This window comes from Pseudomonas sp. NEEL19, from assembly GCF_028751975.1.
Classification (GTDB): domain Bacteria; phylum Pseudomonadota; class Gammaproteobacteria; order Pseudomonadales; family Pseudomonadaceae; genus Aquipseudomonas; species Aquipseudomonas juntendi.
Map to the genome: position 1 here is coordinate 1,257,293 of NZ_CP081491.1, position 20,737 is coordinate 1,278,029.

Below are 20,737 nucleotides of genomic sequence, written 5' to 3' on the forward strand. Positions count from 1 at the left end.
TGCATTTTCGGTGTCTGTGAGATCGAGCGCCGCCAGCGCGGGGCTTGATCGCATAGGCGCTAAAAATCTTGAGGCGATCACCTCCAGCCCCAATGGCAGCCAAAGCAGGTAGAATCACGCCCTGACTCATTCAGGGCGTTTTCTTATGCGTATTGGCCACGGCTACGATGTGCATCGTTTCTGCGACGGTGATTTCATTACCTTGGGCGGGGTGCGTATCCCGCACACATTCGGCCTGCTGGCCCATTCCGACGGCGACGTGCTGCTGCACGCCCTGAGCGATGCCTTGCTTGGCGCTGCAGCGCTGGGTGACATCGGCAAGCACTTCCCCGACACCGACCCCCAGTTCAAGGGTGCCGACAGCCGCGTGCTGTTGCGGCACGTGGTAGGCATCGTCCACGCCAAGGGCTGGAAGGTCGGCAACGTCGACGCCACCATCGTCGCCCAGGCGCCGAAAATGGCCCCTCACATCGACACCATGCGGCAGTTGATCGCCGAAGATCTGCAAGTCGAACTCGACCAGGTCAACGTCAAGGCCACCACCACCGAAAAACTCGGTTTCTGCGGCCGCGAGGAGGGCATTGCCGTGCATTCGGTTGCCCTGCTGCTGCCAGCATGACGGAACTGCAACTGCTGGGCCCGCGTGCATCGGGCGAGGTATTGGGCACCGCTGTGCTCAAGGCAGTGGCCGAGGACTTCCAGGTCGACGAGGTGTTGGATATTCCGTTGTCTGGCCAGGGCGAGCACCTGTGGTTGTGGGTCGAAAAGCGTGACCTCAATACCGAAGAAGCCGCCCGCCGCCTGGCCCGCGCCGCAGGCGTGCCGGTGCGCAGCATCAGCTATGCCGGGCTGAAGGACCGCCAGGCGCTGACCCGCCAGTGGTTCAGCCTGCACCTGCCAGGCAAGGCCGACCCGGACCTGTCACGCGCCGAAGATGCCACCCTGCGCGTGCTCAAGCAGGTGCGCCACCAGCGCAAGCTGCAGCGTGGTGCGCATTCGGCCAACGGCTTTACCTTGCGCCTGACCGCGCTGAATGCCGATCACCAGGCGCTGGATGCGCGGCTGCAACTGCTCAAGCAACAAGGCGTGCCCAACTACTTCGGCAGCCAACGCTTCGGTCACGGCGGTGGCAATGTCCATGACGCCCTGGACTGGGCGGCGCGCAAGGCCTTGCCCGAGCAACGCAACACGCGCTCACGGCTGCTGTCGGCCGGGCGCAGCTACCTGTTCAACCAGGTGCTGGCGGCGCGTGTCGCCGACGGCAGCTGGAACCGGGCCCAGGTCGGCGATCTGCTGGCGTTCACCGACAGCCGCAGTTTTTTCCCTGCAGGTGAAGCGGAATGTACCGACCCGCGCCTGGCCATTCTCGACCTGCACCCGACTGGCCCGATGTGGGGCGCGGGCGGTTCGCCCGCCGCCGCCGCGCCCGCGCAGCTGGAAAATGCCGTAGGCGACCAGCAACCGGCGCTGTGCCAGTGGCTGGCCCTGGCGGGCATGGATCACGAACGGCGTATTCTGCGGCTCCCTATTGGCGGCCTTACGTGGCATTATCCCGAGCCTGATATCCTGCAACTGGAATTCGTCCTGCCGGCCGGATGCTTCGCCACCGTGGTGGTGCGTGAAGTCGTGGATCTGGTGTCGGCAGGGCAGACGGACAGCCCATGCGTATTCTGATTTCGAACGACGACGGTGTTACCGCACCCGGGATCGCCGCGCTGCACGCTGCGCTGGCGGATTACGCCGAGTGCGCGGTAATTGCCCCGGAGCAAGACAAGAGCGGCGCCAGCAGTTCGCTGACGCTGGACCGGCCCCTGCACCCGCAGACCTTGGCCAACGGCTTCATCAGCCTCAACGGTACGCCGACCGACTGCGTGCACCTGGGGCTCAACGGGCTGTTGCCGTACACCCCGGACATGGTTGTGTCGGGGATCAACCTGGGGGCCAACCTGGGGGACGACGTACTGTATTCGGGGACGGTCGCCGCGGCGCTGGAGGGGCGCTTTCTCGGGGGGACGTCGCTGGCGTTCTCGCTGCTCTCGCGCCAGCCCGACAACCTGCCGACCGCGGCGCATATCGCCCGGCGCCTGGTCGAGGCGCAGTCGCGCCTTGCACTGCCCCCGCGTACCGTGCTCAACGTCAACATTCCCAACCTGCCGTTGGCGCACATCCGCGGCATCCAGCTGACCCGCCTGGGGCACCGCGCGCGGGCTGCCGCGCCAACGAAGGTGGTCAACCCGCGCGGCAAGGAAGGCTACTGGATCGCCGTTGCCGGCGATGCCGAGGACGGCGGCCCGGGCACCGATTTCCATGCGGTGATGCAGGGTTACGTGTCGATCACCCCGCTGCAACTCGACCGCACCTTCAGTGATGCCTTCGAGCAGCTCGATGGTTGGCTGGAGGGCCTGCTCTGATGCGCGAGGACGATATGCTGCGGCGGGGCATCGGCATGACCTCCCAACGGACCCGGGAGCGGCTGATCCAGCGCCTGTGCGAAGAGGGCGTCTCGAACACCCAGGTGCTCGACGTGATCCGCCGCACCCCGCGCCACCTGTTCGTCGACGAAGCGCTGGCGCACCGCGCCTACGAAGACACCGCACTGCCAATCGGCCACAACCAGACCATCTCGCAGCCATTCATGGTTGCCCACATGAGCGAGTTGCTGCTTGAAGCCGGGCCGCTGGACAAGGTGCTGGAGATCGGCACCGGGTCCGGCTACCAGACGGCGGTGCTGGCGCAGTTGGTCGAGCGGGTATTCTCGGTGGAGCGCATCAAGGTGCTGCAGGACCGTGCCAAGGAACGCCTGCTGGAGCTGAACCTACGCAACGTGGTGTTCCGCTGGGGCGACGGTTGTGAGGGCTGGCCGGCGCTGGCACCGTACAACGGCATCATCGTCACCGCCGTGGCACCGGAAGTGCCCCAGGCGCTGCTTGACCAACTGGCTCCCGGTGGCCGGCTGGTCATACCGGTAGGGCCTGCGGGCGAAGCGCAGCAATTGATGCTGATCGTCCGCGAAGAGCATGGCTTCTCGCGTCGCGTACTCGGTGCGGTGCGTTTTGTCCCGTTGCTGAACGGGCCGCTGGCCTGAGCAGCACTGGTGCGCGGCCCGGGGTATTTTTGCGTGTGCGGCGAATTCTCGCGGCGCCGCCCTGTCTATCAGGCGGGGCGTGGCGTAAACGCATCGCTTGCAGTAACGCTGCGCAACAGCCTGGCGGCGGCCTGCCAATCCCGGCTCGCTTGGTTATAATTGCAACAATATTGCATTTCTTGTCTTCATATCGTTTTTCGGCACCATGAGGGGAGCGCGGGTGGGTCACACAGTCATTCGGCAGCGCAAGGACGGTTCGGGCTTCAAGCTTCTGGTGATTGCATTGGCCATGGGCACGCTACTGGTGGGTTGCTCGAGCACCGGCAGCAACAGCGCGCGCGTGGTCGATCGCAACAGCAGTGCGCCCAAGCGCCCGACGGTGACCTCCGGGCAATACGTCGTCAAGCCTGGCGATACCCTGTTCTCCATCGCCTTCCGTTATGGTTGGGATTACAAGGAGCTGGCCGCCCGTAATGGTATCGCGCCGCCCTATACCATCCGCCCGGGCCAGGCGATTCGGTTCAGCAGCGGCGCCGGCAGCAGCACCACGGTGGTGTCCAGCCCGTCTTCCTCAAGCCGCACCACGGTCACGCGGCGGCCTGTTACGGCGCCGGCCGGTTCCAGCAAACCCGCTACCCCGGCTGGCACCACCAGCGCGCCGGTGGTCGCCACTGTGCCCGCTGCAGAGCGCGCGGTCGGTGGTTGGACCTGGCCCGCCAATGGCGTGTTGATTGGAAAATTTGCTTCAAACGGTAGTTTGAATAAAGGCATTGATATCGCCGGTGATTTGGGACAGCCTGTTTTTGCTGCGTCTGATGGTGCAGTGGTTTACGCCGGGAGTGGATTAAGGGGCTACGGCGAGCTGATCATCATCAAGCACAGCGATACCTACGTCAGTGCCTACGGTCACAACCGCAGGCTTTTGGTTCGGGAGGGGCAGCAGGTCAAGGCAGGGCAGTCGATTGCTGAAATGGGGTCCACGGGCACTGATCGGGTGAAGCTGCATTTCGAGATTCGCCGCCAGGGCAAACCCGTCGATCCGCTCCAGTTCCTGCCACGTCGTTGACCGTTGTACCCGGCCTGTTCCTGTGATGTAGAGGGGACAGGCTCAAGCGCTGCCAGGGATAAAGGTGCCGCTCGAGTCTGAGTTCGAACTCAGCAAAGGACTATAACAATGGCTCTCAGTAAAGAAGTGCCGGAGTTTGACATCGACGATGACGTCCTCCTGATGGAGACGGGCATCGTTTTGGAAACGGATGTGGTGTCAGACGAACCTGCTGTATCTTCGGTTCGGACGAGGGCCAAGTCGGGCTCTTCGCTCAAGCAACACAAGTATATCGACTACACCCGGGCGCTAGACGCCACCCAGCTGTACCTCAACGAGATCGGTTTCTCGCCACTGCTGTCGCCGGAAGAGGAAGTCTATTTTGCGCGTCTGTCGCAAAAAGGTGATCCTGCCGGCCGCAAGCGCATGATTGAAAGCAACCTTCGCCTGGTTGTGAAAATTGCCCGTCGTTACGTCAACCGTGGCCTGTCGTTGCTCGACCTGATCGAGGAAGGCAACCTGGGCCTGATCCGTGCGGTGGAGAAGTTCGACCCGGAGCGCGGTTTCCGTTTTTCGACCTATGCGACCTGGTGGATTCGCCAGACCATCGAACGGGCGATCATGAACCAGACCCGCACCATCCGCCTGCCGATCCACGTGGTCAAGGAGCTCAACGTCTACCTGCGCGCTGCGCGCGAGTTGACGCAGAAGCTGGACCACGAACCCTCGCCGGAAGAAATCGCCACCTTGCTGGAAAAGCCCGTTGCCGAGGTCAAGCGCATGCTCGGCCTGAACGAGCGGGTGTCGTCGGTAGACGTTTCGCTCGGCCCGGACTCGGACAAGACCCTGCTCGATACCTTGACCGACGACCGTCCCACCGACCCCTGCGAACTGCTGCAGGACGACGACCTGTCGCAGAGCATCGACCAGTGGCTGGGCGAGTTGACCGACAAGCAGCGTGAGGTGGTGGTACGCCGCTTCGGGCTGCGCGGGCACGAAAGCAGCACCCTGGAGGATGTTGGGCTGGAGATTGGCCTGACCCGCGAACGGGTGCGGCAGATTCAGGTAGAAGGCCTGAAGCGCCTGCGCGAGATCCTGGAGAAGAACGGCTTGTCCAGCGAGTCTTTGTTCCAGTAGCCAAGGCAGTCGCTCACGAACGCCCCGATACCGTCGGGGCGTTTTTGTTTGTGGGTTGAAGCACGGCAAAAGCCCCCAGAACTGCCCGGCAAAAAACCTGTCGAATATGTAATGCGCTACCCTGCTAACACCTGCTGTAAGCCTTTGCTTACTCGTGCTGTAAGCCATTCTAGCGAGCGGCAGTAAATCAATGTCGTTTTCAGATGCTGGTTTTTCATAACCTGTTGAAAAACAAGGTTTATCTTCAGGTGAGTAAATGTTTCCCCGGCAATATCCGGCAAACTCCGGCGCTTGCCCGCGCTGCTGAACCCGCTAGTATTCGAACTGTGCACAAGGACATGCACAGGCTTTCAGGATGAAGGCCAAGGACATCGCAAGACGCGATTTCATCAGGATGATGTTTGGGACAAGCAGGGACTACGGAAAAAATGTGGGCGGGTCAAACCGCCCCTTTTTTTTGTCCGCAGTTTTTGCCGGCACAAAAAAAGGCCCCGCAGGGCCTTTTGGCATTTCAGCGCTATCAGCGCTCCAGGTCGGCAATCTTGCCAGTCTTGCCATCCCACTCTTCGGCGTCTGGCAGGGCATCCTTACGCTCGGTAATGTTCGGCCAGATTTCCGCCAACTCGGCGTTCAGCTCGATGAAGTTCTCCATGCCCGCGGGCACTTCGTCTTCCGAGAAAATCGCTTGCGCTGGGCACTCCGGCTCGCACAGGGCGCAGTCAATGCACTCGTCCGGGTGGATAACCAGGAAGTTCGGGCCTTCGTAGAAGCAGTCCACCGGACAGACTTCCACGCAGTCGGTGTATTTGCATTTGATGCAGTTGTCGGTGACAACGAAGGTCATTTTTAATTCTCTCCTCAGGCGACGGCGGCGGCCCTTCCTCTCGGGGCCGCGCGGTTTACGGGCATGTGGCTGCAGGCCAGGCTAATAACCTGCAGCACCAGCAAACCGCGGCGGATTCTACCAGCTTGTAATGGGCGCCGTTATAACAGGTTCTTTAGTTGATATAGCATTTCGATAGCTTGACGCGGGGTCATGTCGTCCAGCTGCAGTTTGCCCAGCTTTTCGATGGCCGGGTGTGGCAGGCTGGCGAACAGGTCGCTCTGGTGCGGCACCTGCGGCGCGTCCTTGGCCTTTTGGGCCACGGGCTGCTCATGGGGCAGGCTGCTGGTTTCCAGCCGGCCAAGGTGTTCGCGGGCACGTTGGATCACCACGGCCGGCACGCCCGCCAGTTGTGCCACCGCCAGGCCGTAGCTCTGGCTGGCAGGCCCAGGCAGTACGTGGTGCAGGAACACGATGCGTTCGTTGTGCTCGGTGGCGTTCAGGTGCACGTTGGCCACCAGTGGCTCGCTTTCCGGCAGCACGGTGAGCTCGAAATAGTGGGTGGCGAACAGCGTGTAAGCGCGCAGTTCGGCCAGCCGCTCGGCGGCGGCCCAGGCCAGCGACAGGCCGTCGAAGGTGCTGGTGCCCCGGCCCACTTCGTCCATCAGCACCAGGCTGCGGTCAGTGGCATTGTGCAGGATGTTGGCGGTTTCGCTCATCTCGACCATGAATGTCGAGCGCCCGCCGGCCAGGTCGTCACTGGAGCCGATACGGGTGAAGATGCGGTCGACCAGCGACAGCTCGCAGCTGGCAGCCGGTACGAAACTACCGATGTGGGCCAGCAGCACGATCAGGGCGGTCTGGCGCATGTAGGTGGACTTACCGCCCATGTTCGGGCCGGTGATGATCAGCATGCGCGTGTTGTTGTCCAGACCCAGGTCGTTAGCCACGAACGGCGTGGTCAGCACCTGCTCGACGACCGGGTGACGGCCTTGCTCGATCCGCAGGCAGGGCTCGTCGACAAAGCGTGGGCAGTTCAGGTCGAGGTTCAGCGCGCGCTCGGCCAGGTTGCTGAGTACGTCCAGTTCGGCCAGGGCGGCAGCGCTGTCCTGCAGCGGCGCCAAGTGGCTGATCAGGGTTTCCAGCAGGGCGTCGTAGAGCATCTTCTCGCGGGCCAGGGCGCGGCTCTTGGCCGACAATGCCTTGTCCTCGAAGGCCTTCAGCTCCGGCGTGATGAAGCGTTCGGCACCTTTGAGGGTCTGGCGACGAATGTAGTCGCCGGGGGCCTGTTCGGCCTGCTTGGTCGGCAGCTCGATGAAGTAGCCGTGCACCCGGTTGTAGCCGACCTTCAGGTTGGCCAGGCCGGTGCGCGCCTTTTCGCGGGCTTCGAGGTCGATCAGGAACTGCCCGGCGTTTTCGCTGATGGCCAGCAGGTCGTCCAGTTCGTTGTCGTAACCGGCCTTGAGCACGCCCCCATCGCGGATGACCGCCGGCGGGTTGTCGATGATCGCCCGTTCCAGCAGGCTGGCCAGCTCGGGGTAGGTACCGGTGATCGCAGCCAGGCGTGCCAGGTGCGGCGCTTCGAGCTCGGTCATGGCGTTCTGCAGCTCGGGCAGCGCGCCCAGGGCGTCGCGCAGCCGGGCCAGGTCACGCGGGCGGGCGTTACGCAGGCCGATACGCGCCAGGATGCGCTCGATGTCGCCAATTTCTTTCAGCTGTGGCTGCAGCTTTTCGAAACGGTAGCCGTCGAGCAGGCAGCGAATCGAGTCCTGGCGTGCCTGGAGCACCTTGAGGTCGCGCAGCGGGCGGTTCAGCCAGCGGCTCAGCAGGCGGCTGGCCATTGCCGTCTGGCAGCGGTCGACCACCGATTGCAGGGTATTGTCGCGCCCGCCGGCCAGGTTGATGTCCAGTTCCAGGTTGCGCCGGCTGGCGCCATCGAGGATGACCGTATCGTCCAGGCGCTCATGGCGCAGGCTGCGCAGGTGCGGCAGCGCAGTGCGCTGGGTTTCCTTGGCGTAGGTCAGCAGGCAGCCAGCGGCACCGATGGCCAGGGTCAGCTTGTCGCAGCCGAAGCCTTTCAGGTCCTTGGTTGCGAACTGCTGGCACAAGGCCTTGCGCGCTGAGTCGCGGTCGAAGTCCCACGGTGCACGGCGCCGCGCGCCCGGGCGCTTCTCGGCGGGCAGGTCGCGTGGCCAGTCGTCGGGGATCAGCAGCTCGACCGGGTTCAGGCGCTCGAGTTCGGCCAGCAGGTTTTCCCAGCCCTTGATCTCCTGCACGCTGAAGTTACCGCTGGTGATGTCCAGTACGGCCAGGCCGAACAGGCGCTCGTCACCGAGCAGCGCGGCAATCAGGTTGTCGCGGCGTTCGTCGAGCAGGGCTTCATCGCTGACCGTACCGGGGGTGATGATGCGCACCACCTGGCGCTCGACCGGGCCCTTGCTGGTCGCCGGGTCGCCGATCTGCTCGCAGATCACCACCGATTCGCCCAGTTTGACCAGCTTGGCCAGGTAACCTTCCAGCGAATGGAACGGAATCCCGCACATGGGGATGGACTGGCCGGCCGACTGGCCGCGCGCGGTCAGCGTGATGTCCAGCAGTTTGGCGGCTTTTTTCGCATCTTCGTAGAAGATCTCGTAGAAGTCGCCCATGCGGTAGAACATCAACTGGTCCGGGTGCTGATTCTTCAGCTTCCAGTACTGTTGCATCATCGGGGTGTGTGCGGAGAGATCAGACATTCAGGGCCTTACAGCGGGTGATCTGGTTGGCGGTAAACCGGCAATGGTACAGGCTTTTTTCGCGAGATGCAGGCACGCACGGAACACTGGCCGGCAGCCGCTGCAGGCCGCTGCGGTGCTGCAGGTTTCCTGAGCCAGGTTGCCAGCAGGGTGGTAGGGTAGAGGGCCGCCCTGGAGGAGCCCGACATGGACCCAATCACCCTGCTTGCCGCCCGTTTGGGTGAACATCTGCGCCGTTTGGATGCCCAAGTGACCACTGCCGAGTCCTGCACGGGCGGCGGCATCGCGCAAGCCATCACACGCATCCCCGGTAGCTCCGCCTGGTTCGAGGCCGGTTACGTGACGTATTCCAATGCCCAGAAAACCCGCCAGCTGGGGGTGCCCGAGGCGCTGTTCGGGCAGGTGGGGGCGGTCAGCCAGGAGGTGGTCGAGGCCATGGTCCGCGGCGCCCAGGCGGCCAGCGGCGCGCGCTTTGCCGTGGCGGTGAGCGGGGTGGCGGGGCCGGATGGCGGCTCGCCGGCCAAACCCGTGGGTACCGTGTGGCTGGCCTGGGGCGACGGCAGTCGGGTGACCAGCCAGCGGCGGCAGTTCGACGGCGACCGCGAAGCGGTGCGCCGACAGACGGTGAGCGCCGCGTTAGACGGCTTGTTACAGCTTGCTGGCGAGGAAATCGAAGACAGGGGTTTGCGCCAGCGCTAGCCTGTGGAATAATACTGGCTACTTATACAGGTATTGCGGCCGTCAGGGCCCGTCGAACACGTGAGGATTTCAATGGACGACAACAAGAAGCGCGCCTTGGCTGCGGCCCTGGGTCAGATCGAACGTCAATTCGGTAAAGGCGCGGTAATGCGCATGGGCGACCACGAGCGCCAGGCTATCCCGGCCATCTCTACCGGCTCTCTGGGCCTGGACATTGCCTTGGGCATTGGTGGTCTGCCAAAGGGCCGTATCGTAGAAATCTACGGTCCGGAATCGTCGGGTAAGACCACGCTGACCCTGTCGGTCATCGCCGAAGCCCAGAAGAATGGTGCCACCTGCGCCTTCGTCGACGCCGAGCACGCACTCGACCCTGAATATGCCGGCAAGCTGGGCGTCAATGTCGACGACCTGCTGGTCTCGCAGCCGGACACGGGTGAGCAGGCCCTGGAAATCACCGACATGCTGGTGCGTTCCAACGCAGTTGACGTGATCATCGTCGACTCGGTGGCCGCGCTGGTACCCAAGGCCGAGATCGAAGGCGAAATGGGCGACATGCACGTGGGCCTGCAGGCTCGCCTGATGTCCCAGGCGCTGCGCAAGATCACCGGTAACATCAAGAACGCCAACTGCCTGGTCATCTTCATCAACCAGATCCGCATGAAGATCGGCGTCATGTTCGGTAGCCCGGAAACCACCACCGGTGGTAACGCCCTGAAGTTCTACGCCTCTGTGCGTCTGGACATCCGCCGCACCGGCGCTGTCAAGGAAGGCGACGAGGTGGTCGGCAGCGAAACCCGCGTCAAGATCGTCAAGAACAAGGTCTCGCCTCCGTTCCGTCAGGCCGAGTTCCAGATTCTCTACGGCAAGGGTATCTACCGTAACGGTGAGATCATCGACTTGGGCGTTGCCCAAGGCCTGGTCGAGAAGTCCGGTGCCTGGTATGCCTACCAGGGCAACAAGATCGGCCAAGGTAAAGCCAACGCGGCCAAGTACCTGGCGGAAAACCCGGCTATCGGTACCGAGATCGAGAGGCAGATCCGTGAGAAGCTGCTGAACGCTGGCGCTGTAGCCGCAGCCGGTAAAGCTGCCGCTGTCGAAGCGGGTGCCGACGACATGGCCGACGCTGAAGCCGGTTATTGATCGCGTGGTTTATAGCTGAACATGTCCGCCGTACTCGACACCCCCGTCGCCATTCGGCGGACAGCCATGGACCTGCTTGCGCGACGTGAGCATGGTCGCGTCGAGCTGACGCGCAAGTTGCGTCAGCGCGGTGCCTCCGATGAGCTGATCGAGCCAGAGCTCGACCGGCTCACCGAAGAGGGTCTGCTGAGTGAAGCCCGTTACCTCGAGAGCTTCATACGTTACCGTTCCGGTTCTGGCTATGGCCCAGCACGTATTCGTGAAGAGCTGGGGCAGCGTGGTTTGCTGCGCGCCGACATTGAGCAGGCGCTGCGTGAAAGCGGCGTGGATTGGGCCGAACGTATGCGGGATGTATGGCAGCGCAAGTTCGCCGGGCAACGCCCGCAGGACCCGCGCAGCCGCGCCCAGCAAACCCGCTTTCTCGCCTATCGAGGCTTCACCATGGACATGATCGGCCGCTTGCTCAGCGGGCGAGACCTCGACGATTATTAGCCGCCGCAGACCTCGCAACAATCCCCGTAGCAGCGGCCTCAGCCGCGAACATCGGCAACGCCGGTACTCTCCAGCGCGCTGCCCCCAAGTGCCTGATCAGCTGGCCTTCAACGCCTCCCTGGCCCGCTGCGTGGTATGCATGGGCTGTGGCTTGGCCCAGTTCTCCGGCAGGTTGATAAAGTCCACCAATTCGCGCAGGCGCCCTTGGTTTCGGCCATTGAAGGCGAACGACAAACGGGTCAGGTGGCTGTAGTCCCCCAACTCATGTTCGGCGCTGCTGTCTGCTTGCTGGTGGTACTTGCCGCTCAGGCGCAGGTCAGCAAAGCCTTCCTCGATGTCAGACAGCGCCGCCTCGCTCAGGGCGTGATGCATGCGGATCACGAACTGGCTGTTCAACCAGCGGCTGGAGTGATAGTTGCGGTAGAACTGGTTGATTTCCTCCACCGCCTCCTCGGCACTGTGCACCAGGCGCACCAGCTTCAGGTCGCTGGGCAGAATGTAATGGTTGTCCTCCAGTTGGCGGCTGATGAAGCCCAGGCAATCACGCCAGAAGCTGCCGCCCGGTGAGTCCAGCAATACCACGGGGACCAGCGGGCTTTTGCCGGTCTGGATCAGGGTCAGCACTTCCAGCGCCTCATCGAGGGTGCCGAAGCCGCCCGGGCACAGCACCAGGGCGTCGGCCTCCTTGACGAAGAACAGTTTGCGGATGAAGAAGAAGTGGAAAGGCAGCAGCTTGTCGGTGCCGTCCACCGTAGGGTTGGCATGCTGTTCGAAAGGCAGGGTGATGTTGAAGCCCAGGCTGTGGGCGCTGCCGGCACCTTCGTGGGCTGCGGCCATGATGCCGCCCCCCGCCCCGGTGATGACCATCAGGTCCGAGCGCGCCAGGGTAGCGCCCAGTTCACGGGCCAGTGCATACATCGGGTGTTCCAGCGGGGTACGCGCCGAGCCGAACACGGTCACCTTGCGGCGGCCCTTGTAGCGCTGCAGGGTGCGGAACGACTGGTCAAGTTCGCGCAAGGCCTGCAGGGTGATCTTGGCGCTCCAGCGATCACTGTCATCGTGGGCCATGCGCAGGATGGTCAGCATCATGTCACGGTACAGCGGCAGGTTCGGGCTGTCGGGTGCAACCAGTTGCAATTGGGCGTCGATGTGGCTCAGGTCGATATGGTTGTCCTGGAAGTGGCTGAACAGCGATTCGTTCGATTGGTAAGGCATGCAACGTCTCCTTCTGCACCAATACCTCTAAACCTCAATCTAGACCCTGGCGGCCGATCGTGCCGGGGGGATTGCCAGCGCCACCCGTCGGCACGTGGCCAATGGGGGCAGGGGTTTGGTTAACTGGTAAAGCGAAACGTATCGATGCGGGAGGTGGCGGTATGCATCGCTTGGTCATCGAAGTGGACCTGCAGCTCTACCAGCAACTGGAACGTGCCGCCCAGGTACATCACCTGAGCCTGGAGGCCGAGTGCCAGCGCCGGCTCGCAGGCCTGGAATGCCAGTCGCGTTACGTGCAGGCGCTATTGGCCGAGATGCGCGCCGAAGCTGCCGAGGGGCACTGGCGCGCACGGGAGGAAAACCAGGTGTAGCCTGGGCGCGGCGTTTACTTCTTCTTGCTGCCGGCAACGCAGCTGGCATTGTCGAAGGCCTGGTCCATGATCGGCTGGTTGGTTTTGTAGACGGTGAACCGGTAAACCATCACCGCGCCCTTGGACATCAGGTTGCGGAAGCCGTTGTTGCGGCACACGCTGTCGCCCAATTGGCTGCGCACCTGTGCAGGGTTGGCCTGCATGCGCTCGGCGTGGCTCTGGCGCACGCTGAGGTGGTTGACCAGCGCCTTGCCTTCCACGGTGTAACCCTGGTCGAGGATGTCTTCATTGATGGCACGTGGGGTGCCGACGCTGCTCTCTTTGGCGACCTTTTCCAGCATCTTGTTCAGGTCGTAGTCCTGTTTGGAAGCCGCCTGGGCTGCCAGGGGCAGGGCGAGCATCAGGCTCAGGGCGGGGGCGATAAGGCGCAGCATGGGTATCTCCTGGTTCGATGACTGGCGCTTTGACATGCGCGGGTCGACGGCGTTCCGTGAACCCTGGGCTGGCGGTAGCCCAAGGGTACGGGAAAGCCCGATTATAAGGATTCTGGTAAACTGGCGCCCTTGTTTTCCCAGAGCCATTCTTGTGCCCATTTCCCATCTTTCCACAGGCCTGCCGGCATGAGCCATGCGGTAGCGCGCCTGCGTGCCGAGCGCCTGGCCCGCAGCAACAAGCCTTTCATTGCCCGAGGGTCGCGGGCCGAGCGTTGCCCGGATTGCCGGGTCATTGCCAGCCATTGCCTGTGCGCCTGGAAGCCCCGTGTGCAGGCCGACGCTGGCATGTGCCTGCTGATGCACGACACCGAGCCACTTAAACCCACCAATACCGGCTGGCTGATTGCCGACCTGATCGAAGATACCTCGGCGTTCGGCTGGCTGCGCACCTCGGTTGACGAGCGCCTGCTGGCCCTGCTCGACGACCCGCACTGGCAGCCCTACATCGTTTTCCCAGGTGAGTTCGTCGCCCCGCAGCGGGTGGTCAGCGAGGTGGTGCGTGAGCCGGGCAAGCGCCCGCTGTTCATCCTGCTGGATGCCACCTGGACCGAGGCGCGCAAGATGTTCCGCAAAAGCCCCTACCTGGACCGGTTCCCGGTGTTAAGCCTGCAGGCCGAACAGATGTCACGCTACCGCCTGCGCCGCTCCAAGCGCGATGATCACTTCTGCACCGCAGAAGTTGCAGCCATGTGCCTGGAGCTGGCCGGCGATAGCCTGGCGTCGCAGGCACTGGATGCCTACCTGGATGTATTCAGCCTGCATTACCTCAGTGGCAAGCGGCGCCTGCCGCTGGACGAGCAGGACGAGACCCATCAGCGTTTGCATACCTTCCTATAGTCCAAGGGGCACTCACCCGGCTTTGGTTCATAATGACGGGGCTGGCGGCCAGGGTGGGCGAGGCGGCAAGGCGGTTGGCTTGACCACCCTTGACCGTGCTCGGCATGCTTGGCGCCGATTCCCCGTCGGGCACTTGCCTACCCCCAGTGCCCGGGACAGAACAGGATCCTTAGATCGATGGCCACTTACGAAATCCTGATTGCCGATGACCACCCGCTGTTTCGCGGCGCCCTGCGCCAGGCCGTTACCCTCGGCCTTGGCCCGGACGTTCGCCTGGTCGAGGTCGCGAGCATTGCCGAGCTGGAGGTGCGGTTGAGCGAAAAAGCCGACTGGGACCTCGTGCTCCTCGACCTGAACATGCCGGGTGCCTACGGTTTTTCCGGGCTGGTGCTGCTGCGCGGGCAATACCCGCAAATTCCCGTGGTGATGGTTTCGGCGCAGGAGGAGGCCGCCGTGGTGGTCAAGTCCCGCGAGTTTGGCGCCAGTGGCTTCATTCCCAAGTCCAGCCCGCTGGAAGTGATCCAGGATGCGGTGCGCAAAGTGCTCGACGGCGAAGTCTGGTGGCCACCGCAGGCGTTCGAGAAGGTCGATGTTTCGGCCGAGGCCAAGGCCGCCAGTGAAGGCCTGGCGAGCCTCACGCCGCAGCAGTTCCGGGTACTGACCATGGTCTGCGAAGGCCTGCTGAACAAGCAGATTGCCTATGAGCTGAATGTCTCGGAAGCCACCATCAAGGCTCACGTCACGGCGATTTTCCGTAAACTGGGGGTGCGCACCCGCACCCAGGCTGCGCTGCTGTTGCAACAACTTGAATCAGTTGCCAGCCACTGACGCGTGCGGCTTCACGCTTTTTTGACCTGAGCCGGTCTAGCCTGCCGGCCTTCTGTTGTGAAATGACTCACATGACATCGCCATTCAAAGGCCAGACCGGCCTCAAACGTATCTTCAACGCCGCTGGCTATTCGCTGGACGGCCTGCGCGCGGCCTTCAAGGGCGAGGCGGCATTCCGCCAACTGGTGCTGCTCAACGTGCTGCTGATCCCGGTGGCGTTCTGGCTGCCGGTCAGCCGTGCAGAGCGGGCGATCATGATCGCCGTGTGCCTGCTGGGGTTGATTGTCGAGCTGTTCAACTCTGCGATCGAGGCCGCTATCGATCGCATTTCGCTGGAGCGCCACCCGCTGTCGAAAAACGCCAAGGACATGGGCAGCGCCGCACAGCTGGTGGCGCTGAGCATGGTGGCGCTGGTGTGGGGGGTGATCCTGCTTTAAGCGATCGGCGGCAACACGATTTCGTCGCTGCGGGTGAAGCCCGCGGTGAAGTTGCGGCAGAGCTCCAGAAATTCGCGCATGGCCGAGGTCTGGTACTTCTGCTTGTGCCAGATGAAGTAGAACTGGCGCATCAGGTCCAGCTCCGGGGTTTCCACCGGTACCAGGCTGCCACGGCGAAAGGCGTCCCGCAGCGCCAGGCGTGAAATGCAGCCGATACCCAACCCCGATTCCACTGCACGCTTGATCGCCTCGGTGTGCTCCAGTTCCAGACGGATGTTGAGGTTGGCGCGGTGGTGGCGCATGGCCTGGTCGAAGGTCAGGCGTGTCCCCGAGCCTTGTTCGCGCAGGATCCACGCTTCCTGCGAAAGGCTGTCGATATCGGCACGGCCCAGCTTGGCCAGCGGGTGCTGGGGCGCGCAGAACACCACCAGTTCGTCCTCCACCCAAGGCTGGACCTCCAGGTCGGGGTGGTTGCAGTCACCTTCGATCAGACCCAGATCAATTTCGTAATGAGCGACCTGCTGCACGATATGCACGGTGTTCTGGACATGCAGCTTTACCTGGCTCTCAGGGTGGGTCTGCATGTAGCTGCCGATCAACAGGGTGGCCAGGTAGTTGCCAATGGTGAGCGTGGCGCCGACCGCCAGTGAGCCGAAACCGGACTTGCCATTGAGCAAGTCTTCGATTTCCTTGGCCTGGTCGAGCAGCGCGACCGCCTGCGGCAACAACTGGTGGCCGAGGGCGTTGAGGGCCAGGCGTTTGCCGGCGCGGTCGAACAGTTGGCAACTCGATTGCCGCTCCAGTTCGGTGATGGAGGTGCTGGCGGCCGATTGCGACAAGGCCAGCAGGCTAGCGGCGCGAGAGACGCTCTGGTGCTGGGCTACCGCGACGAAGACTTGCAGTTGACGAAGTGTAAATCGCATATCGATATAACCGATAACACATATCTTGATAATCCAGTTAACAGATATTGTCGCTGCCCCTAAACTATCGCGCAACTGTGCGTGCTGCACGCGCTGCGTTTTTCTTCAGGAGCCCCATCGATGAGCAACATGAACCACGAACGTGTCCTCAGTGTGCACCACTGGAACGACACCCTGTTCAGCTTCAAGTGCACCCGCGACCCGGGGCTGCGCTTCGAGAACGGTCAGTTCGTGATGATCGGCCTGCAGCAGGAAAGCGGCCGCCCGCTCATGCGTGCCTACTCCATCGCCTCGCCGAACTGGGAAGAGCACCTGGAGTTCTTCAGCATCAAGGTGCCGGACGGCCCGCTGACTTCGCAGTTGCAGCACCTGAAGGAAGGCGACGAGATCATCATCAGCAAGAAGCCTACCGGCACGCTGGTACTGGACGACCTGAACCCAGGCAAGCACCTGTACCTGCTGAGCACTGGCACTGGCCTGGCGCCGTTCATGAGCGTCATCCAGGACCCGGAAACCTACGAGCGCTTCGAAAAAGTGATCCTGGTGCACGGCGTGCGTTACGTGAACGAAGTGGCCTACCGCGAATTCATCACCGAGCACCTGCCACAGAACGAGTTCTTCGGTGAGGCGGTGCGCGAAAAACTGATCTACTACCCGACCGTGACTCGCGAGCCGTTCGAGAACCAGGGCCGCCTGACCGACCTGATGCGCAGCGGCAAGCTGTTCAGCGACATCGGCCTGCCGCCGATCAACCCGGAGGACGACCGTGCGATGATCTGCGGTAGCCCGAGCATGCTCGACGAGACCAGCGAAGTGCTGGACAGCTTCGGCCTGAAGATCTCCCCGCGCATGCGCGAGCCGGGCGACTACCTGATCGAGCGTGCCTTCGTCGAGAAATAAGGCGCAGGTAGGTACGAAGAAGGCGACCTTCGGGTTAATGCCTGTCAGTTAAGCGTCACTGGGGCTGCTTTGCAGCCCTTCGCGGGCACGCCCGCTCCCACAAGGGATCGCGCATTTCTTGATTTCAGCGCCAAACGTGTGGGAGCTGGCGTGCCCGCGAAGGGTCGCAAAGCGGCCCCAAATTACTTAACTGGCAGGCATTATCGACGAGACCAGCGAAGTGCTGGACAGCTTCGGCCTGAAGATCTCCCCGCGGATGCGCGAGCCGGGCGACTACTTGATCGAGCGTGCCTTCGTCGAGAAATAAGGCGCAGGCAGTACGAAGAAGGCGACCCTCGGGTTAATGCCTGTCAGTTAAGCGTTACTGGGGCTGCTTTGCAGCCCTTCGCGGGCACGCCCGCTCCCACAGGTTTGGCGCTGAACGCAAGAAAAGCGCGATCCCCTGTAGGAGCGGGCGTGCCCGCGAAGGGTCGCAAAGCGGCCCCAAATTACTTAACTGACAGGCATTTATCCATTGGCTGTTCCGGCCTATTCAACCCGGGTCTCGCCGCTGTACACCAGAATCTCCCGACAACGCTTGCACAGGTAACGGCGGCCCTGGCGTACCAGCTTGTGCCGCTGGGCGGTAAACGGGAAGTCACTCTGCGGGCAAGGGCAGCGGTAGATGTAACGGGTCACCACGCGCCGTTGCACCTCGTAGTTGTGGCAGCGGTTTGGCGGGAGTTCGTATACGCCGCGCATGATCAGTTGCCATTCCTCGCCATGGGCCTGGATGCGGTCACCGAACAATTGGTGGGCCACCAGGTGCGCCACTTCGTGCGCGACCGTCTGGCGCAGAAAGTCCTCCTGATTGTCACGGTACAACTGCAGGTTGAAACGCAGCAGGTTCTCGTGCAGGTGGGCGACGCCGGCTTTTTGCCCGCGCAGCTTGAAGCTGATTTCCGGGCGCGGGAACTGGCGTTTGAAGAAGGTTTCGGCTTGCTGGTAACAGGTTTCGACGCGTTGCTTGAGCAGCTCGGGCATGGCGGGGTGGTTCTCCTGACCCGATCATTATGCCGCAACCTCAGGCCATGTGCCGAGCCACCGGTCAGCGCTCAGCCAAGGGCCGCCTTGCGGCGGCCCCTGGTTGATGCCCCGGTGTTGGTCGAGTCTGTTCTAGTTGGTGTAGACCGGCCCCACGCCCAGTCCCCAGATGATCACCGTGGCGGCCATGATCGCCACCAGCACTACCAGGCCCACCGCCAGCACCGAGCTGGAGAACAGGAAGCCTTCGTCAGCGGGTATGTTCATGAAGGTCGGCAAGCCGACGTACAGCAGGTACACCGTGTAACAGACCGCCGCAGTGCCGATCAGCATGCCCAGCCACAAGTGCGGGTACAGCGCCGCTAGGCCGCCGATGAACAATGGGGTGGCCGTATAGGTGGCGAACGCTATGCACTGGGCCATGGATGGGTTGGCATCGTAGGTGCGGGCCATCCAGTGGATGAACGCGCCCATTACCGCTACCCCGGCCAGCATCGCCAGGTAGGACATGATGCTCATCCACAGGGCACTCTCCATGGTCAGCATCACGGCCGGCCGGTCGCCGATCACCCAGCCGACCTGGGTGGTGCCGATGAACGCGGACACTGCGGGAATCGCCGCAAGGATCAGGGTGTGCGTCAGGTACATGTGGCTGATGGATTCTTCTTCGCCACGGATTTCCCGCCATTCCTGGTCGGGATGGGTAAACAGCCCCACAACGTGATGAATCATGCCGTCACTCCTCTCAATGTTGCCAAACGCCCCCAAATGGAGCGCAAGCGGCCCGAGGCCGAACACCGAAGCAAGCGGTAATGTGGCCTTATGTCGCAGTATAGGAAGCGGTTACCCGCACAAACCGCGCTTTTTAGAGCAAATTGCGCTGTCGCCCGCCCTGTTGATTACATTGAAGTCTTTGTCGGAATGCCTACAGCACGCGCGCGTTTGTGCGTAAAATAGCCGCCTTTTGTCACACCTCGCGGATTCAAGCGCTATGGGCACCCTCTCGGTCAACCAGAACAAACTGCAAAAACGCCTGCGTCGTCTCGCCGGCGAAGCCATCACCGACTACAACATGATCGAGGATGGCGACAAGGTCATGGTCTGCCTGTCCGGCGGCAAGGACAGCTACACCATGCTCGATGTTCTGTTGCACCTGCAGAAGGTGGCGCCGATCACCTTCGAGATCGTTGCGGTGAATATGGACCAGAAGCAACCAGGGTTCCCCGAGCACGTGCTGCCGGCGTACCTGAAGGCGCTGGGGGTCGAGTACCATATCGTCGAGAAGGACACCTACTCGGTGGTCAAGGAACTGGTGCCCGAGGGCAAGACCACCTGCTCGCTGTGCTCGCGCCTGCGCCGTGGCACGCTGTACACCTTCGCCGACGAAATCGGTGCGACCAAGATGGCGCTGGGGCACCACCGCGACGACATCGTCGAAACCTTCTTCCTCAACATGTTCTTCAACGGCGCGCTCAAGGGCATGCCGCCGAAGCTGCGTGCCGACGATGGCCGCAACGTGGTGATCCGCCCGTTGGCCTACTGCAGCGAGAAGGATATCCAGGCCTACTCGGACATGAAGGCCTTCCCGATCATCCCGTGCAACCTGTGCGGCTCGCAGGAAAACCTGCAGCGCCAGGTGGTCAAGGACATGCTGGTGGAGTGGGAGCGCAAGCACCCGGGCCGTACCGAGAGCATTTTCCGTGCATTGCAGAACGTGGCGCCGTCGCAGCTGGCCGACCGCAACCTGTTCGACTTCACCAGCCTGAAGATCGACGAAAACGCGGCGCCGCGCTTCCTGGACGTGGTGAACATCTAGGCCTATGCGCGATTATCAGTGGCTGCATGAGTACTGCCTGAACCGCTTCGGCTCTGCCCAGGCGCTGGAAGCCTTTCTGCCGCAGCCGCGCACGCCGGCGCAACTGCGCCAGATCAGCGACGACCGCTACCTGTCGACCTTGGCCCTGCGTGTATTTCGCGCTGGCCTCAAGCACAGCCTGGTGGATGCCAAGTGGCCGGCCTTCGAGCAGGTGTTTTTCGGCTTCGACCCGGAAAAAGTGGTGTTGATGGGCGCCGAACACCTGGAGCGGCTGATGCAGGATCAGCGCATCATCCGCCACCTGGGCAAACTCAAGAGCGTGCCGCGCAATGCACAGATGGTGCTGGACATCGCCAAGGTGCATGGCAGTTTTGGCGCGTTCGTTGCCGACTGGCCGGTGACCGACATTGTCGGGCTGTGGAAGTACCTGGCCAAGCATGGCAACCAGCTCGGCGGTTTGTCGGCGCCACGGTTCTTGCGCATGGTTGGCAAGGACACCTTTGTCCCGACCGAGGACATGGCGGCGGCGCTGATTGCCCAAAAAGTGATCGACAAGCAGCCGACCAGCCAGCGCGACCTGGCGCTGGTGCAGCAGGTGTTCAACCAGTGGCACGCCGAAAGCGGGCGGCCGCTGTGCCAGTTGTCGGTGATGCTGGCGCATACCGTCAACCATTGAGCATGCCGGGGCCGCTGTGCGGCCCAATCGCCGGCAAGCCAGCTCCCACCTCGACCGCATC

General features: G+C 62.6%; 23 protein-coding genes and 1 pseudogene. 17 read left to right on the top strand and 7 right to left on the bottom strand.

The features are described from left to right. The first annotated feature begins 145 nt into the window (after positions 1-145). From ispF to rpoS, 6 genes are all read left to right on the top strand, one after another. The gene (gene ispF / locus K4A76_RS05650; protein ID WP_110678271.1) at positions 146-619 is read left to right on the top strand and encodes a 2-C-methyl-D-erythritol 2,4-cyclodiphosphate synthase; all 474 of its coding nucleotides are present in this window, start codon (positions 146-148) and stop codon (positions 617-619) included. After that, complete coding sequence (gene truD, locus K4A76_RS05655) at positions 616-1,674, top strand: tRNA pseudouridine(13) synthase TruD (RefSeq protein WP_197886206.1); 1,059 nt, start codon at positions 616-618, stop codon at positions 1,672-1,674. Before ispF ends, truD begins: the two co-directional genes overlap by 4 nt. Then, positions 1,662-2,411, top strand: a complete 750-nt coding sequence (surE, locus tag K4A76_RS05660; protein ID WP_009686063.1) for a 5'/3'-nucleotidase SurE — start codon at positions 1,662-1,664, stop codon at positions 2,409-2,411. Before truD ends, surE begins: the two co-directional genes overlap by 13 nt. A 35-nt stretch (positions 2,412-2,446) precedes the next feature. Continuing rightward, the gene (locus K4A76_RS05665; protein WP_009686062.1) at positions 2,447-3,085 is read left to right on the top strand and encodes a protein-L-isoaspartate(D-aspartate) O-methyltransferase; all 639 of its coding nucleotides are present in this window, start codon (positions 2,447-2,449) and stop codon (positions 3,083-3,085) included. Positions 3,086-3,305: 220 nt separating this feature from the next. Next, positions 3,306-4,151, top strand: coding sequence for a peptidoglycan DD-metalloendopeptidase family protein (locus K4A76_RS05670; protein ID WP_047150205.1), 846 nt, complete (start codon positions 3,306-3,308; stop codon positions 4,149-4,151). Positions 4,152-4,259: 108 nt separating this feature from the next. Continuing rightward, entirely contained in the window at positions 4,260-5,267 is a 1,008-nt protein-coding gene (rpoS, locus tag K4A76_RS05675; protein WP_054911705.1) for an RNA polymerase sigma factor RpoS, read from the top strand. A 520-nt stretch (positions 5,268-5,787) separates the two neighbouring features. Here the strand turns inward: rpoS and fdxA are convergent. Next, entirely contained in the window at positions 5,788-6,111 is a 324-nt protein-coding gene (fdxA, locus tag K4A76_RS05680; protein ID WP_004375459.1) for a ferredoxin FdxA, read from the bottom strand. Positions 6,112-6,251: 140 nt separating this feature from the next. Further along, positions 6,252-8,825, bottom strand: a complete 2,574-nt coding sequence (gene mutS / locus K4A76_RS05685) for a DNA mismatch repair protein MutS (protein ID WP_110678276.1) — start codon at positions 8,823-8,825, stop codon at positions 6,252-6,254. 186 nt (positions 8,826-9,011) lie between these two features. Between mutS and K4A76_RS05690 the strand changes: the two genes are divergently transcribed. From K4A76_RS05690 to recX, 3 genes are all read left to right on the top strand, one after another. Continuing rightward, entirely contained in the window at positions 9,012-9,524 is a 513-nt protein-coding gene (locus tag K4A76_RS05690) for a CinA family protein (protein WP_236186280.1), read from the top strand. Positions 9,525-9,596: 72 nt separating this feature from the next. Next, positions 9,597-10,664, top strand: a complete 1,068-nt coding sequence (recA, locus tag K4A76_RS05695) for a recombinase RecA (RefSeq protein ID WP_009686047.1) — start codon at positions 9,597-9,599, stop codon at positions 10,662-10,664. 21 nt (positions 10,665-10,685) lie between these two features. Next, positions 10,686-11,156: a recombination regulator RecX gene (recX, locus tag K4A76_RS05700; protein WP_009686046.1), complete on the top strand. Its 471-nt coding sequence runs from the start codon at positions 10,686-10,688 to the stop codon at positions 11,154-11,156. 96 nt (positions 11,157-11,252) lie between these two features. Here recX and K4A76_RS05705 read toward each other — a convergent pair whose 3' ends face one another. Next, the gene (locus K4A76_RS05705) at positions 11,253-12,371 is read right to left on the bottom strand and encodes an LOG family protein (RefSeq protein WP_029887663.1); all 1,119 of its coding nucleotides are present in this window, start codon (positions 12,369-12,371) and stop codon (positions 11,253-11,255) included. A gap of 161 nt (positions 12,372-12,532) precedes the next feature. Between K4A76_RS05705 and K4A76_RS05710 the strand changes: the two genes are divergently transcribed. Continuing rightward, entirely contained in the window at positions 12,533-12,742 is a 210-nt protein-coding gene (locus K4A76_RS05710; RefSeq protein WP_009686044.1) for a hypothetical protein, read from the top strand. Between the two features lie 14 nt (positions 12,743-12,756). On the opposite strand, the gene K4A76_RS05715 is transcribed toward K4A76_RS05710, so the two are convergent. Then, positions 12,757-13,176, bottom strand: a complete 420-nt coding sequence (locus tag K4A76_RS05715) for a quorum-sensing-regulated virulence factor family protein (protein WP_274411713.1) — start codon at positions 13,174-13,176, stop codon at positions 12,757-12,759. A gap of 186 nt (positions 13,177-13,362) precedes the next feature. Between K4A76_RS05715 and K4A76_RS05720 the strand changes: the two genes are divergently transcribed. The 3 genes from K4A76_RS05720 to K4A76_RS05730 all read left to right on the top strand — a co-directional run bounded on the left by K4A76_RS05720 (position 13,363) and on the right by K4A76_RS05730 (position 15,338). Then, positions 13,363-14,073, top strand: a complete 711-nt coding sequence (locus tag K4A76_RS05720; RefSeq protein WP_009686042.1) for a tRNA-uridine aminocarboxypropyltransferase — start codon at positions 13,363-13,365, stop codon at positions 14,071-14,073. Positions 14,074-14,250: 177 nt separating this feature from the next. Then, complete coding sequence (gene erdR / locus K4A76_RS05725) at positions 14,251-14,901, top strand: response regulator transcription factor ErdR (RefSeq protein ID WP_009686041.1); 651 nt, start codon at positions 14,251-14,253, stop codon at positions 14,899-14,901. Positions 14,902-14,972: 71 nt separating this feature from the next. Further along, positions 14,973-15,338: a diacylglycerol kinase gene (locus tag K4A76_RS05730; RefSeq protein ID WP_009686040.1), complete on the top strand. Its 366-nt coding sequence runs from the start codon at positions 14,973-14,975 to the stop codon at positions 15,336-15,338. Here the strand turns inward: K4A76_RS05730 and finR are convergent. Continuing rightward, the gene (gene finR / locus K4A76_RS05735) at positions 15,335-16,261 is read right to left on the bottom strand and encodes a LysR family transcriptional regulator FinR (RefSeq protein ID WP_054890399.1); all 927 of its coding nucleotides are present in this window, start codon (positions 16,259-16,261) and stop codon (positions 15,335-15,337) included. The genes K4A76_RS05730 and finR overlap by 4 nt on opposite strands. A gap of 120 nt (positions 16,262-16,381) precedes the next feature. Here finR and fpr point away from each other — a divergent pair, with 120 nt between their 5' ends. Together fpr and K4A76_RS05745 are read left to right on the top strand one after the other, a co-directional pair. Continuing rightward, positions 16,382-17,161 (top strand): ferredoxin-NADP reductase, encoded by a 780-nt coding sequence (fpr, locus tag K4A76_RS05740; RefSeq protein ID WP_274411714.1) that lies wholly within the window; start codon positions 16,382-16,384, stop codon positions 17,159-17,161. 199 nt (positions 17,162-17,360) lie between these two features. Next, positions 17,361-17,468, top strand: a pseudogene (locus K4A76_RS05745) (ferredoxin--NADP reductase); the annotation flags it as partial. Positions 17,469-17,689: 221 nt separating this feature from the next. Here K4A76_RS05745 and K4A76_RS05750 read toward each other — a convergent pair. Beyond that, positions 17,690-18,184, bottom strand: a complete 495-nt coding sequence (locus K4A76_RS05750; protein WP_009686036.1) for a SprT family zinc-dependent metalloprotease — start codon at positions 18,182-18,184, stop codon at positions 17,690-17,692. Between the two features lie 132 nt (positions 18,185-18,316). Then, entirely contained in the window at positions 18,317-18,916 is a 600-nt protein-coding gene (locus K4A76_RS05755) for a Yip1 family protein (RefSeq protein WP_009686035.1), read from the bottom strand. Positions 18,917-19,175: 259 nt separating this feature from the next. On the opposite strand from K4A76_RS05755, the gene ttcA reads away from it, so the two are divergent. Next, positions 19,176-20,000 (top strand): tRNA 2-thiocytidine(32) synthetase TtcA, encoded by an 825-nt coding sequence (gene ttcA / locus K4A76_RS05760; RefSeq protein ID WP_009686034.1) that lies wholly within the window; start codon positions 19,176-19,178, stop codon positions 19,998-20,000. A 4-nt stretch (positions 20,001-20,004) separates the two neighbouring features. Next, positions 20,005-20,676, top strand: coding sequence for a DNA-3-methyladenine glycosylase I (locus K4A76_RS05765; protein WP_009686033.1), 672 nt, complete (start codon positions 20,005-20,007; stop codon positions 20,674-20,676). Positions 20,677-20,737 lie beyond the last annotated feature (61 nt).

Coding starts and splice junctions, on each gene's coding strand:
- ispF (WP_110678271.1), top strand. CDS start 146: ATGCGTATTGGCCACGGCTACGATGTGCATCGTTTCTGCGACGGTGAT.
- truD (WP_197886206.1), top strand. CDS start 616: ATGACGGAACTGCAACTGCTGGGCCCGCGTGCATCGGGCGAGGTATTG.
- surE (WP_009686063.1), top strand. CDS start 1,662: ATGCGTATTCTGATTTCGAACGACGACGGTGTTACCGCACCCGGGATC.
- K4A76_RS05665 (WP_009686062.1), top strand. CDS start 2,447: ATGACCTCCCAACGGACCCGGGAGCGGCTGATCCAGCGCCTGTGCGAA.
- rpoS (WP_054911705.1), top strand. CDS start 4,260: ATGGCTCTCAGTAAAGAAGTGCCGGAGTTTGACATCGACGATGACGTC.
- fdxA (WP_004375459.1), bottom strand. CDS start 6,111: ATGACCTTCGTTGTCACCGACAACTGCATCAAATGCAAATACACCGAC.
- mutS (WP_110678276.1), bottom strand. CDS start 8,825: ATGTCTGATCTCTCCGCACACACCCCGATGATGCAACAGTACTGGAAG.
- K4A76_RS05690 (WP_236186280.1), top strand. CDS start 9,012: ATGGACCCAATCACCCTGCTTGCCGCCCGTTTGGGTGAACATCTGCGC.
- recA (WP_009686047.1), top strand. CDS start 9,597: ATGGACGACAACAAGAAGCGCGCCTTGGCTGCGGCCCTGGGTCAGATC.
- recX (WP_009686046.1), top strand. CDS start 10,686: ATGTCCGCCGTACTCGACACCCCCGTCGCCATTCGGCGGACAGCCATG.
- K4A76_RS05705 (WP_029887663.1), bottom strand. CDS start 12,371: ATGCCTTACCAATCGAACGAATCGCTGTTCAGCCACTTCCAGGACAAC.
- K4A76_RS05710 (WP_009686044.1), top strand. CDS start 12,533: ATGCATCGCTTGGTCATCGAAGTGGACCTGCAGCTCTACCAGCAACTG.
- K4A76_RS05715 (WP_274411713.1), bottom strand. CDS start 13,176: ATGCTGCGCCTTATCGCCCCCGCCCTGAGCCTGATGCTCGCCCTGCCC.
- K4A76_RS05720 (WP_009686042.1), top strand. CDS start 13,363: ATGAGCCATGCGGTAGCGCGCCTGCGTGCCGAGCGCCTGGCCCGCAGC.
- erdR (WP_009686041.1), top strand. CDS start 14,251: ATGGCCACTTACGAAATCCTGATTGCCGATGACCACCCGCTGTTTCGC.
- K4A76_RS05730 (WP_009686040.1), top strand. CDS start 14,973: ATGACATCGCCATTCAAAGGCCAGACCGGCCTCAAACGTATCTTCAAC.
- finR (WP_054890399.1), bottom strand. CDS start 16,261: ATGCGATTTACACTTCGTCAACTGCAAGTCTTCGTCGCGGTAGCCCAG.
- fpr (WP_274411714.1), top strand. CDS start 16,382: ATGAGCAACATGAACCACGAACGTGTCCTCAGTGTGCACCACTGGAAC.
- K4A76_RS05750 (WP_009686036.1), bottom strand. CDS start 18,184: ATGCCCGAGCTGCTCAAGCAACGCGTCGAAACCTGTTACCAGCAAGCC.
- K4A76_RS05755 (WP_009686035.1), bottom strand. CDS start 18,916: ATGATTCATCACGTTGTGGGGCTGTTTACCCATCCCGACCAGGAATGG.
- ttcA (WP_009686034.1), top strand. CDS start 19,176: ATGGGCACCCTCTCGGTCAACCAGAACAAACTGCAAAAACGCCTGCGT.
- K4A76_RS05765 (WP_009686033.1), top strand. CDS start 20,005: ATGCGCGATTATCAGTGGCTGCATGAGTACTGCCTGAACCGCTTCGGC.